Raw genomic sequence first — 15,501 nt, 5'->3', positions numbered from 1 at the left:
TAACATAGAAAATGTTATTTATCGAAAAAACTTGACATATTTTTATTAATAAGGTATACTAAGATAGTTTCAATAGTCTTTTAAAATGAAGCGGATAAAAATTTTATTAAATATGAAAAGGAAAATCTTGAGGAATAATAAGTTTTTTTTAATTGAGCTATTGTATCCGTTAAGTTTTAAGAAAATTGGACAATGGAATGGAATTTTCAGAAAAATATGAAAATATTCTACAAAGGAATAAAAAAGTGACATAGAATTCATCTCGTCTCTAAAAATTGAATTTAAATAATTTCATTATAAGAATCATGAAAAATCAGGTCTAATATATAACATAATATTCAATAAGTTTTTTGTATTATGTTATTTTTCATTAAACCGAAAATCTGATTTTTTAAGTTATTCTCCAAGGGATTTATTTTTAGAAAATTTTAAGTTGATAAGTTGAAATGTTGTCAAGTTAGTTTTAAATTATTTTGAGGACTTATTAGAGTATTAAAATAGATATGGATATTGCTTTTTTATAAAAATTCAATTAATCTATTTCTATAAAATATTTTATGTTCAAAAATGGTATATTTTTGGTGTTAAATGAGCAGGGTAGAATCTATCCGAAGAGCCTGGTTAAATATGTATTACATAGTTCCCAGGAAACTTATGGCATTGCCATGGATTTATCACTTGTTGAAATCACTATCAATCACTTATTTAAGAAATTTTAACAATAAATTAACTGTTACATCAAAAAATCACTTGTAATATCTGGTAAGAACCTCCTAATACTTTTATCAAATATATTCCTTAGAAAAATGCTTTTGTATTGTCTGATTTCATAATTGTTCAGTTTTTAGAATTTTTCGTTATAATTTTCTGATTAACAAGACTAATATCTCCTGTAACTTTAGGAGTGTATGAAACTTAAACATTGATTAATAGTCCTTATGACTATTTCAACTTTAAAGGAGGAAAATATGAGTAATAATTTACGACAGATTGCTAAAGATCTGCGATCGTTTGTAAAAAGATGTAAGGATGTACATTATTCTGATAGTTTACTGATTACATTCCTTGTAACAGGAATGTTAACAATAGCACCTAAGACTCTTAGAGCAGATGTTGTTCAGGAACAACAGGAAGTGTCATCACAAGCGTATGAATCCATAATGGATCTCAGACAGTCCTTCCTGCGTGCAAGACAGGAAAATGAAAAATCTCTTAAAGGGGCTGAAAGAGAACTTGTAATGCTTATGGAACAAGGAGAACATGTTATAAAAAGTCCTTGGGCTTCCTTCCAGTATGCAACAGGATTTACTAATAACGACTGGAGAACTTCTTACAGAGGTCGTGGAGGAAAATATTTAGAATACTTTAGAAGAAACAATGACTTGACTAAATATGTGTTTGATGCAAAGAAAAATGCTTATGGAGCAACTAGATTAAACTTACCAAGAAATCAGGAGCCAAATTCGTTGGCAATCAATCCTGCAAATATACATGAGCCATATAGACCTTATGAAATAGATAGACTTGATTCACTATCATTGCCTACTGCGCCTGAATATACATATGCAGTAGAATCACCAGTAGGGACAAATGTGAGCTTAACACCAAGTAATAACTTTACACATACACGTAGAACTCTTACTACAACAGTTGATAGAGCAACGTTTTCTTTAGATAATAATAATACTGGAAATGGTACAGGTCATAAAAGCTGGACGTATTTGTCAAATACTTCTAATACAGTAGAAAATGCAGGGTTAGCTTCTAATAGTAGTGTAGGTACAGCTAATGGTGGTTCTGCAAGTACTGCTGCAGGTGTAAATCCTAGTGTTTCCGCTACAATGCCAACAAAAGCGACTTTCTTAACAGCAAATTCTGCAGCTATACCACAATCAGAAGTTTATAATTTACGTAGATGGGCAAGATATACAAATCCAATGAAATTTTCAACTATAACTCAATTAACAGGTGGTACATTTTATTTAGGAAATGCTGATTCTGAAGGTAAAACAGTATCTGGATGGTTCTATGGTGGTGCTGGAGGAAAAGCTAAAATCAGATATGATAATGTCTCTACAAATGTTTCTTCAGATAGTTGGGGAGAAGATGATGATAGTGGAGGAACAGGAAGTACTGTTACAATAACTGCTAGTTCAAGTGCTGTAACTGATGTGAATAAATGGTTAGCAACAAGATTAATAGCTGGTAATCCAGGTCTAACTTGGTCAGAAGCTTTAACTGCAGCGACAACATACTCCGGTGCGTATCATAGTACTTGGGGATCAGGACCAACACACCGTATGAATTGGAGCGGTTTTACATATGCAGGTGTTACTATACCAGGTGGTAATTTTGATACTAGTATGCAGTATACATATTACGATGCTAACCACACAGGTGTTAATGCAGCAGTTCATGCAACTAGTACTATGAGTAATTTTGATACTAATACATTCCATATAGGAGGTTCTACTGCACGTATAGGTCTTGCTGTAGGTGGAGGTACTAATTCTAATACTGTAACAGCTAATGGAAATAGATTTGAGATTGAAAGTAATTCAGGACATAATGCTGTAGCTGTATTTAGAACAAGTAATACTGTAGGAACTTATAATGATACATCAAGTAGCTATATACTTGAATCAGGTGCAAGTGGAAGTAATGGAATATATAATGAAGGTGGATATGTAAATCTTACAACTCCTACTTTTAACATAGCAAGTACAGGTTCAAATGGTATCTTAAATAAAGCTGGAGCTAGTACTGATGGAAAATTGACTACTAACGGAGGACAATTTTATGTTTCTGGAGCGGGTTCTAATATTATAACAAACTTGGCTACGGCAACTACTAAAGATGGTAATTTTATAGTTGATGCTACAGGTTCAAATGCCATTTATAGTAATAAGGAATTAACAGTTAGAGGAGGAACGTTTGAACTTAGATCAAATGGATCAAACCTTATAGTTAATACTGGTACTGGTAATGCATTAATTACTAATACTACAGGTAATCGTGAAAAATTCACTCTTAACTTAAATGCTACTGGATCTAGTGCTATTTATAATGGAGATGGAACAAAAGCCGCTACTTTAAGTGTAGCTGGACGTGAATTTGAAATTAACTCAAAAAATTCAAATGCGATTAATAATTCGAAAGCTAGTACAACAAAGATTCAAGATAATATTTTTACTATTGATCAAAATGATTCAAATGCTATAAGAAATGATGGAAGTTTATACCTATTGAGTAATGGTACTGATAAAAATATAATTAATTTGAAACGTTCAGGTAATACTGGTATCTATAATGACCAGAATGCAACTACACTTGATGCAGTAAACTTTGAAATAAACATTACAGAGGGAACTTCTCCTGTACCAACTGGTTCAAATGGTATAGTAAATGTAAAAGCTAAGCCAATTTCATTGAGAAAAGGTTCTATAGTTGTAAGTCAAAAAGACTCAAATGGTATTATGAATTTAGATACAGGAACAATAGATACTTATAAAGTTGATATTGATATTAATAGACGAAATTCAAATGGTATTAATAATCACGGAAAAGGAACTATTACTACAGAATTAGGTACAATTACTGTAAATGCAACAAATTCGAATGGTATTAGAAGTAATGACGGTACAGTAAAAACTAAGAAAACAGATTTTGTGCTTACTACAAATGCAACATCTACAACAGCACCGCTAACTGAAGGGGCAAATGGTATAACAAGTACAGGTGTTGTAGAAACAGAAGATGGTACGTTTACTATAAATTCAGCTAGATCTAATGGTATATACATAAATTCGACTGGTAAGAATATTAAATCTACAGGAACTCATTTTCATGTAAATAACAATTATTCAAACGGTATTAACATCCAAGATGCAGCTAAATTAACAATAGGTTATAATTTCGGAACTGGTACTACTCCAACATTTATTGTAGGAAATTCAGGAGGTAATCCTAGTTACAGTAATGGTATTTATACTAAAAAAGGTATCCTGGACGTATCTAATGCATCATTCACTGTAAAAGGCACAGGATCGAGAAACAATGGTATCTTTATTGATACAGGTGCTACAGGGGCCCATGTAATAAGCAATACGCACTTTAATGTAGAAAGTGGTGAAAGTAATGGCTTAAGAATATTAGATGGTGCTTCATTAGGTGTTTCAGGGGGTAGTTTCACAAATACTGGAAATAGCAATAACGGTATCTATTTAAGTATAGCTGGACAAGTCGCAACAGTTAATGGTACAAACTTCTATCTAGATGGTGGAACAAATTCAAATGGAATTTATGCACTAGGTGGTAAATTAGATCTGAAAAATGGTACAGTTAGAATCGGATCTGTAGCTCCTCTTGCTTCAGGTGCAACAAGCAGTAATGGTGTCTATGTTGTAGGTAGTTCTTATGGTGGTGCTGGTGGTGCTACTGGTGATAAAGTAACGATTTCAAATATGACTTTTGATGTAAATACATCACCAGCTTTAACAAGAGATGCAAATAATACTGGTATCTATGTTGGTAACGACAGAACCATCGCTTCAATCACAAATACTACTATCAATGTTAATGGAAATGCTAACGGAAAGAACGGTAATATTGGTATCTTAGTAGGAGATAGTTATACTGCTCAAGCAAAAATTGAAAAAATTGAAAATACAACAATAAATATAGATTCAACTAATGGAACATCAGATGGTACTGGTACTGGAATCTTTATGTATAATGGAGATGTTAACATTGGTAAGGCAACTCAAATCCAAACAGCTTCAGGAGACGCAGGTAATGATGTATTTATCACAATAAGAAACAGAGATTATAACAATACATTAACTATGGAAGGTGAGAGTGGATCTGGTCAAGCTACAGGAATAACTGGATATGGAGCTAATAATATTGGTATTAATATCCAAAGTGGACATAATGTAGCTACCTTAGGTAAGACTTTAACAATAACACAAGGAACTGCTAACAAAGGATGGAATATATCCCTTACTGGAGGAGCTAATAATGTTGGTATCTTAAACAATGCATTTGCGGATACTTTTACATTAAGCAATGAATTAAATTATGTACCTGTAGCTTCTAATGATACAGGGGTAATTAGAATATCTGGTAACAGAGGTATTGGATATGAAAATTTAGGTTATGTAAATGACGGAAAATTAAGATTAGACTACGTAAGCATGAATGGTACTAATAGTGCGATCTTAGCCTTTAATAATAGAACTTACCAAAATAATAGAGACAATAATACTTTTAATCAAATTAATAGAACCAATGTAGACTCAGGTGTCTTTAATTTGACAGGTACAAATAAAATATCTGTACAAGGTGTAATTGGAGCAGATACAGGTTCTGGATTAGATTCTAATGGAAGTGTTGGGGTATATGCAAATACTGGACAAAGATCAGATCTAACAAAAGGTATAGTTGGATTTATCGGTGCAGACCAATTATCAGATCTTAAATTTGGTGGATTAAACATAGGTCTTAATGAAAAAGCTAATGATAGTACTGTAATTTGGTCTGAGAATGGAACTAAGGTTGTAGTTGCTGGAAACCATTATACTACTAATGGTGGAGCTAATTTAGTTTCAGATGGAGTTAATGTTAAAAATGGAACTTCAGACTTTGGATATAATGTTCCAGATAAAGTAACTTCAAAAAATTCAGTGTATGCTTATGCAACTGGAACATTTAATGGAAGACTATCAGGATATTATAACCTTCCATCTGCAGCATTCAGATCAGAAATTGACACTACAGCAGTAGGAGTTGACTTAGTATCACGTGAAGGAACAGCACTTCTTGCTACTAAAGGTGGGAAAGTAACATCCGCAAATGTAAGAGCAGGAGGATATCGTTCAATAATTGGTTATGCTGATGGGCAAGATGCTATTAACGCCAATGCGTCGTCAATTTTAATAAAAGGTCAAATGATAGCCGCAGATAATAACTTATTAAATACTACTGTTAATGATGGAGCTGGAAATCTAAACGGATTACTAGTAGCTACTGATTCTAAATTAGCAAACACTTATCAAAATATAGGTGCTGTTGCAATTGATGGTGGATCTGTTGTTATTGAGAATGCTGGAAGATCAGCAAGTTCTAAAGAAGGAACAACTACATCACCAGCAGGAGCAAATTCTTCATTAATATATGGAATGGGAGCTTATGCGAGAGGTACAGTTGATGCAAACAATCCAACAAATAAAATATCTTCATCAGTAAGATTCTCAAAAGAGAGTGCTACTAAGAAAGGAAATATTACAGTAATTTCAGGTGAACATGGTGCATTATTTGCTGAAAAGAATGGACAAATTTACTTTGCAGGAGACATCATAAATCAAAATAATGTAGGAAATACAGTTTCTACGAAATCTAAAGTTGGTTCTGTTACTCAAGCTGTAACTGGTGTCGATCTAACTTCTCCTGTAGCAAGATATGGTAGAGGAAATGGTGTAGGTGTTGCAAATGATCACACTAATACTACGCCATTCTATGTAAACCGTGGAGCCTATGAAGGACGATCAGATATTGATAATGCGGGAATTACATTTAACGATCAAGCTATTGCAGGATATACAAACATAGATATGTATGATGGTATTCTTCTATCAGGTAACGTTCATGGTGGAAATGGAGCTGGAGCTTATACAGTAGGACAAAGCTATGAACTGATCAGAGATTATTATGCAAAAGATACTGCAGATTCAGGTGGAAAATATAATAGAGCTAAATACCGTGGAATGGAAAATGTAAAAGCAGCTATTATGAATGATGACTATGCAGTTCAATTAGGTATTATAAATCAACCATCAGGTAAGTTAGTATGGAATAATCTAGGTAATACAAATGCAGCAGGAACATCACCAACAGGTACGGCTAGTTATCTAGATAGTATAGGTAAATTTTATGCAGAAGGAATGCAAATTCAAAACAAAAAATTTGCAACTGCACCTAATACGGCTACTGATACCAATACAGATGTTGGTAATAGATTTAAGAGTACAATACTTAATGGTCATTTAGTAATTTCAGCTGATAAGACAAACCTTGAAGATGTTAAATTAACTTCAAATAATGATAGCAGTAAATTAAATGATCCATTTAATGATATCTCTATGGAAAGTACAATAATCGAAATTAATGCTACTAAGGAAGTATTTGGAGATATAGCTACTGGATATAGAGCTGGTCAAGGACTTAGCATGGCAAATTCACTTCGTCGTTGGAGAAATCTTGATGGTGATGTAAATGGGAAATCTGTTTGGGAAAAAACAAGTGCTGATCAATCAGGAATTATAAACTCTGGAAAGATTAATGTTTGGGGAGGAACTAGACATAACGGTACTAAAGTTGATATTGCTGGTATTAATGTGATATTCGGAACAGCACAAAATAAAACTGGTGCAGAAATTACTGTAGATCATGGATATGGAATATTTGCAACAGATTCAAGTAACATCTCAAATAGCGGTGAAATTACAATAACAGGTAAATATAATGCTAACAGTTCATTGTCTACACTAAGAGCAAACAGAGGATTCTCAGCAAGTGCTGAATCAACACCAAGCGGTGAAAACTATGGTATCGTAGGTATCTCAGATGCTCGTGCAACTTATGATAAGAATGCTGATGAGTCTATTTCATACAACAAAATAAATATTTTGAACATTGATGGTAAGATTAATGCCGAAGGAGATCTTGCTGTAGGTATTTATGCAGAAAATAGAGGGAATGCATTAAGATCTGATATCAACGTAACATATAATGATGCCGGACTCTCTGTAGCTGGTATAGATGTAAAAAATGCTAATGTTACAAATAATGACGCACGTGGTGTAGGTATCGCAGTTGTAAATAGCAATAGAAACTATAATGCTGCTACAAATGCTACAAATGCTGGTGGAAACCTTACATTAAACAGTCGTAGTAATACTAATATAGGACAATTTGGTGCTAATAATAATAATATTCTTACTGGTAAAAATGGAGTAGGTATTTTTGCTGAAGCTACTAATATCACACTAAACTCTAATACTTTCACTGTTGAAACTAAAGATAACGGAGTAGGATTATGGGGAATGGATGCAACAAATGTAGCAGTAGGTACAAACTCAAGCCATCTGAAGAAATTCCAATACAATTATAACGGTGCTAACGATAAAAATGCATTCGCAATGGCATTTGGATCTAGAAATAACTCACTTGTTACAACTGCACGAAATGATCTTGATATTTTATTCTCAAATAAAGCTGCAGCATCTGCCACAAATAAAGTTAATTTAGTAAATGAAAGAACTAATTCTCATGCTGGAACATCTAAAGGTATTGCAGGAATATTAGTTAATACTGGTCTAAATACTGCTACTCCTCTAGTAAATGATACAGTTATAAATAAAGGAAATATTGAAGAGGATTCAAGTTCAGTTACAAACCTTAGAGCATATGGAGCTGTAGTAAATAGAGGTAACTTTATAAACTGGGGAGATATCAAGCTTAATGAATCATTAATGCCAGCAAAAGCTTCTGATGTGACACGTGAAGATATGAAGAAAGTCAATGTTGGAATACGTTCAAATAACATGGACAGATACTCTGGATCAATCGAACATCATGGAGATATTAAGATAGGAGATACTACAAGTGGTAAATCAAATACTACAAGTGCAAGAAATATCGGAAGCTGGTCTATCTATGGACATAACATCACTACAGGTGCAAAAGCTGACGGTACTAACTCATTGTTTGTAGTAAATAGAAACAGTTACGGTATTTACTCTGGTGATGGAAATGTAGAAATCAAAAAATCAGATATTAAAGTAGGTAATGATACTGTACTTGGACATATACAACCAACAGGACTTGATGTAGATGGAAATCCATATACATTAACTAGACAGCAAAGTGCAGGGGTACCTAATGGATATGCACAGCCTAATGATTTGTTATCTCAACTTGGAAGAGAACGTGATTCTGCAATTGGTGTATATATTGATTCTAATAGAGATTTCTCAAATACTTCAAGAAACGTAAATGTAAGTGCAAATATGGAAATTGATAGATTCTCACACGGAATTGTTCTTGCTGAAAGAACAGGTGGAAGAAGCATAGGAAACTATACTAATGTAACAATTGGAGAAGCTGGAAATGCACCTGTAATTAAACTTGCATACTCTACTGATAACAACCAAGGCGGTCATGTAAAATCTACAAAACCAACAGAAAATCCAGCTAGAAGACCTTTAGAAATATATGAACAAGGTAACTCTGTGTACTATTACTCAGCAGATGACGCATCAGATGCAACATCATACGCAAATGTTACAATGGATGGAGATTACAATACTGCATACTATACAAAAGGTAGCGTAGTAAACAAAGGAACTATTGATTTAAGATCGCAATATGACCTTGCTAAACGTAGCCTAGATCCTACTCATGAAGCTGTAGGATATGGTAATGTGGGTATTATATCTGAAAATACCGCAGTTGCTTCTAAAAACTATGGAACAATAACAACAGGTCTTTCAGATACTGTAAACTTAATGTATTCAGTAGGTATGGGAGCAGGACGTAACCATTACAGAACAAACAATAAAGGTGAAACTGTATATGATAGAACTAGTGGACAAGGAAACATTGAAAACCATGGAGTAATCAACGTACAAGAAAAAGCAGGAATCGGTATGTTAGCAACAGGTAAAGGTTCAATAGCTAGAAACTATGGTACTATTAACCTGATTGGAGATAGTGCGATTGGAATGTATATCGACAGAGGAGCTATGGGAGTAAATGAATCTACAGGAGTAATCACAGGTAATGCTCAAAATCTTAAAGGTGTTATCGCGATAAACGGTGGATTCATTAAGAACTATGGGGTAATCAACGTAACAGGAACAGGTTCAACTGGTATTGTTACAGATAAATCTAAATTCGTTGTAGATGGTTCTGGAAATGTTATTCACGTTACATCTGAAGATTCAAGATACGCAACTGCTAAGACTGCAGGAGAATTAAATGGTAAGACTGATGCAGATAACGGAAGAAATGACGGTAAAGGTGCAACTGATCTGTATGGTGGATCTGAAAGTTCAATTGTAGAAGGAAGCAATGGAAATCCTAAGACTACAGGTGTAGGAACTACAATAACAAGACCTGATATTGTACCTCTTACAACAGTTACAATTGATGGTGTGCAAGTACCTATAACAAATATTGATACAGATGCTAAGAATATAGGAGAATGGGCACGTAACATAACTCTTACAAATAGTATTCAAACAGGTGGAACTAGAATTATTGATCTTTCTACTAGAGATGAATTTGGAAACCCTGCATGGCCAAGCTACCGTACAAATCAACTTTCTGAAGTAACAAATATTGGAATGTATGTAGATACATCAGGTGTTAGATATACAAATCCTATAAATGGTATTGAAAACTTAACACACTTAGGAAAAGTTGATTTATACTTCGGTACAGAAGCTACAATGTATACAAATGCAAAAGCATTAAGATTTGGAGATATTACACATCCTGATGGAACAATCGAAAGAAGTTCATTCTTGAAACCATTTAATGATGCATTGAGAAGATTGCCTGGAGGAGCTACTGTAAATCCATTATCAGCAAGCTTAACATGGCAAGTTTCTGCAAATATTGATGACAATAACCAAATTAGAGAATTGTATATGAGTAAAGTTCCATATCACTCATTTGCATTCGACGATGATAAGTCATTAATTAACTTTACTAACAACCTTGATAATCTTTATGAGATTGCAAGACCTGGAAGTGAAGAAAAAATGATCTTCAATAAACTTAATAGCTTAGGTAATGGTGAAGGACATATCCTTGCTCAAGCGTTTGATCAAATGAGAGGACACATTTATGGTGGAATCCAACAAAGAACTAAAGCAACATCAGATATCCTTAGTGGTGAAGTAGCTCAATTAAGAAGTGAAAGAAACGCTACTAAAGATTCAAATAAATTCAAAGCATTCGGACAAAAGAATGAGTATAAGACAGATACAGCAGGACAACCTGATTGGGAAAGTAATGCAGGAGGATTCGTATATTTACATGGAGATGAAACAGTTAGATTAGGTGAAGGTTCAGGATTCTATGTAGGTGCAGTAAATAATTACTTCACATTTAAAGATCTTGCAAGATCATATGAAAATCAAGCAATGCTTAAATCAGGATTGTATAAACAAACACCACTTGATGAGTATGGAACATTTACGTTAACTATAGGTGGAGATGGATTCTTCGGAAGAACTAACACTAAACGTAGATACTGGGTAGTCGACAAAGAATTCAGAGCTAAATCTGATTATTATACTTATGGTGCAGGAGTTAATGCAAATCTTCAAAAAGTATTCAGACTTAATAAAGGATTCAGTATAACTCCAAGTATAGGATTAAACTTTGAATATGGAAGATTCTCAGGAATCCATGAAGATGGAGACATGGCACTTGATATTAAGAGTGATGACTACTACTCAATCAAACCTAAAGCTGGAATTGATTTCAGTTACAGTCAACCTGTATTCAAGAACACTAACTTTACTGCAAACCTTGGATTCAGCTACGAAAACGAACTTGGAAGAATCAACAATGTAGAAAACGAAGCAAGAATTAGAGGAGCTTGGACAGACTATTACACAATCAAAGGTGATAAAGAAGATAGAAGAGGAAACTTCAAATCTGACTTGAAATTTGGATTGGATAATGGAAGAGTGGGATTAACTGTTAATACAGGATATGATACACAAGGACATAACTTTAAAGCAGGATTAGGATTGAAATTAATGTACTAATCAGAAACTAAATATGCTTTAATAGCGAAAAATATCTTAATGGCTACAAAAAAATAGCTTAATTATAGGAGACTACTAGAAATAGTAGTCTCTTTTTTTGTTTATAAGAAAAGTAATATGAAAATATGCTGGAAATTTTTAAAAAATATGGTAAAATAATAATACGATTTAAAAATTATTTATTTTAGGAGGAAAACAGATGAAAAAAATTATGAGAGGTGTACTATTATTTGGTATGTTAGGAGGAATGCTTTTGTCTTGCGGAAATAAAAAAAGTAATGATTCTCAAGAGCAAAAAAAGGATTCCAAAGTTAGTGAAAAGGTTTATAAGATTGGATTGTCACAGATTGTAGATCATCCAGCATTAAATGCAGCAAAGCAAGGTTTTAAAGATGCATTAGCAAAAGCCGGAGTAAAGGCTGATTATGATGATAAGATTGCAAATAATGACATGAGTAATCAGACTCTGATTATGCAGCAATTTGCAGCAGACAAAAAAGATCTGGTATTTGCAATTACAACACCAACTGCACAAGCGGCTAAAAATCAGATTGGAAAAGAAACACCAGTTATATTTGGTTCAGTTACAGATCCAAAAAGTGCAGGACTAGTAGGAATTCCTAATGTTACAGGAACAAGTGGCGCAGCCCCAATTACAGAAAATTTAAAATTAATGAGAGAATTATTACCAGAAGCGAAAAAAATAGGAATCATTTATAATTCGTCTGAACAAAATTCAGTTTCTGAAGTAAATAATTTAAAAAAACTGGCAGGAGAGTATGGATTCACAGTAGTAGAAAAAGCTGTTACAAATGGTACAGAAATGGTTGCTGCGGCAAATCTTATTTCAAAGAACATTGATATCTACTATGCCATTCAGGACAACACAGTAGCATCATATTTTAAAGCAATACTTGATGTTTTTAATAGTGCAAAAGTCCCAATTCTAGCTACAAATGACGTTTACTCGAATGCAGGAGGGCTAATTTCACAAGGAACTACCGACTACAATATCGGTTACCGTTCTGGAGAAATAGCAGCCGAAATTTTACTAAAAGGCAAGAAGCCAAGCGAAATTCCAATAGAAACAGTTAAAAATTTACAAATTGAAATTAATAAGCAAAACATGCAATTATTGGGAATGAAAATACCAGACAGCATTTTAAAACAGGCTAAAATGATAGAAACTAAAAAAAATTAACAGCTTTGCTTAATAACTGTATAAATTTAGAAATATAACAAAATAAATATTACATGTAAAAAGATAAGGAATATTAAATTTCCGAACAAGTCTAATAAATTTTATAAATTTAAAACAATTAAAAAAAACTGGAACTATTAAATTTTTTTAGCTCCAGTTTTTATTTGTTATTTTTCAAAACTATCAAGCCATTCGATAAGTTCCAAAAAATCTTCCACTTTTCTTATTTGCTGCAAATATCTTAAATCTATTATTTTTTCTGATTTTCTATGATAAAAAAATTCTACATCCCACAATTGCGTTTTTACAAAACCTTCTTTGGGAGTATATTTATAAAAATCATACTTTTCAATATTTGCTCTAAAATATTTCAATTTTGCAAAACAAAGCTGATATTTTCTAAAAACTATTTCTAAAATATTATTTTGTGAAATAAACTTATGTGAAAAATACAAACGTTCTGGTGTATTATTTCTTCTAGTTACCCATTGCCTTCTGGAATTTATTTCCAAACTATATTTTTCAATAAATTTTATTTTTTCATCTGACAACTCGGCTTTTAATTTTTCTTGCAGTTTTATATTATCCATAAAAATCACATCGCTACTAATTTATATTAATATTTAATTTTTAGAATTTTCAAATTTCTTTCTATCATTAGCATTCAAATATTTTTTTCTAAGTCTGATAGAGTTAGGTGTAATTTCCACTAATTCATCATTTTCAATATATTCAAGTGCAAGTTCCAGCGTAAATTCCTTTGGAGGCGCCAATTTCACAGCATCATCACTTCCAGCGGCCCTCATATTTGTAAGTTTTTTACCTTTACATACATTTACAACTAAGTCGTTTTCTCTTGAATGCTCTCCAACTATCATTCCCTCGTAAACCTCTACTCCTGGTCCTATAAATAAGATTCCACGTGGCTGTAAATTATTTAATGAGTAACCTAGGCTTGTTCCAGGCTCCATTGCGATTAAAACTCCTCTTCTTCGTCCTGTAACTTCTCCCTTGAAAGATCCGTATTCAAAGAATGAGTGGTTTATAATTCCTGTTCCTCTTGTTTCCGTCAAGAATTCATTTCTAAATCCGATTAATCCACGTGATGGTACTTTGAACTCAAGTCTTGTATATCCGTCACTTCCTTGATTCATGTTTACCATCTCACCTTTTCTAAGTCCTAATTTTTCAATTACAACTCCTACAAACTCATCAGCAACATCGATAATTGCAAGTTCAATTGGCTCTAGTTTCTGTCCATTTTCTTCTTTAAAAATAACTTCAGGTTTTGAAACTGCTACTTCGTAACCTTCTCTTCTCATATTTTCAAGCAAAATAGATAATTGAAGCTCTCCTCTTCCCTTTACAATAAATGCATCTGGCGAATCTGTCATTTCAAGCCTCATACTCACGTTATGATTTACTTCCTTTTGTAATCTTTCCAAAATATTTCTCGAAGTTACAAATTTTCCATCTTGCCCTGCAAATGGCGAATCATTTACCATAAAAGTCATTGCAAGTGTTGGCTCATCAATGTCAATTAATGGTAATGGCTTAGGATTTTCTCTACTTGCCACAGTTTCTCCTATGTCAATTTGTTCAATTCCTGCAATTGTTACAATATCTCCAGCAAACGCTGCTTCCATTTCAACTTTTTTAAGTCCGTCATATCCATAAATTCTAGTAACTTTACCATTTACCAAGTCACCATTTCTCTTAATTAATGTAATTTCCTGATTTTTTTCAATTTTTCCGTTATAAATTCTTCCAGTTCCCAATTTTCCTACATATTCGTCATATTCAGTATTTGTAACAAGCATTTGAAGTGGCTCATTCACATCTCCTTCAGGATCTTCCACATGCTCCATAATTTTATCATAAAGCGGTTTCATATCCTTATCTTCATCTTCTAGTTCCAGTTTAGCAAATCCATTTTTTGCAGATGCATAAACTACTGGAAAATCAAGCTGAATATCATTTGCCCCTAAATCCACAAATAAATCAAAAACAGAATCCACAACTGCATCAGGATCTGAATTTGGCCTGTCAATCTTATTAACTACCACAATTGGACGAAGTCCATGCTCTAACGCCTGTTTCAATACATATTTAGTCTGTGGCATAACACCTTCAAATGCATCTACCAGAAGTAAAACAGAATCTACCATTTTCAATATCCTCTGTACTTCCCCACCAAAATCCGCATGGCCAGGAGTATCCACAATATTTATCTTATAACCATCATAATGAAATGAAGCATTTTTAGAAAAAATCGTAATCCCTCTTTCTCTCTCCAAATCATTACTATCCATAATTCTTTCATCTACTTTTTCATGTTCCCCAAATGTTCCTGCCTGTTTCAATAAAGCATCGACAAGAGTTGTTTTTCCGTGATCTACGTGTGCAATAATTGCAATGTTTTTAATTTTGTTCATCCTTTATTTTAACAAATTTCTT

The 15,501-nt window shown here is 33.2% G+C and carries 4 protein-coding genes; 2 read left to right on the top strand and 2 right to left on the bottom strand.

Going from position 1 to position 15,501, the window contains the following annotated elements:
• Positions 1 to 968: 968 nt before the first annotated feature.
• Positions 969 to 11,843 carry an autotransporter-associated N-terminal domain-containing protein gene (locus HMPREF1552_RS08135; protein WP_039901453.1) on the top strand — a complete coding sequence of 3,625 codons (10,875 nt, stop codon included), beginning with the start codon at positions 969 to 971 and terminating at the stop codon, positions 11,841 to 11,843.
• Between the two features lie 199 nt (positions 11,844 to 12,042).
• Positions 12,043 to 13,044, top strand: coding sequence for an ABC transporter substrate-binding protein (locus HMPREF1552_RS08130; protein WP_021744679.1), 1,002 nt, complete (start codon positions 12,043 to 12,045; stop codon positions 13,042 to 13,044).
• A gap of 167 nt (positions 13,045 to 13,211) precedes the next feature.
• Here HMPREF1552_RS08130 and HMPREF1552_RS08125 read toward each other — a convergent pair whose 3' ends face one another.
• Positions 13,212 to 13,634 carry a hypothetical protein gene (locus tag HMPREF1552_RS08125; protein ID WP_021744678.1) on the bottom strand — a complete coding sequence of 141 codons (423 nt, stop codon included), beginning with the start codon at positions 13,632 to 13,634 and terminating at the stop codon, positions 13,212 to 13,214.
• A 33-nt stretch (positions 13,635 to 13,667) separates the two neighbouring features.
• On the bottom strand, positions 13,668 to 15,479 hold the full coding sequence (gene typA, locus HMPREF1552_RS08120; protein WP_021744677.1) for a translational GTPase TypA: 1,812 nt from the start codon (positions 15,477 to 15,479) through the stop codon (positions 13,668 to 13,670).
• Positions 15,480 to 15,501 lie beyond the last annotated feature (22 nt).

Source organism: Leptotrichia sp. oral taxon 879 str. F0557 (assembly GCF_000469385.1).
Taxonomy (GTDB): Bacteria; Fusobacteriota; Fusobacteriia; order Fusobacteriales; family Leptotrichiaceae; genus Leptotrichia; species Leptotrichia mesophila.
This window is presented reverse-complemented; position numbering and strand designations above follow the sequence as displayed.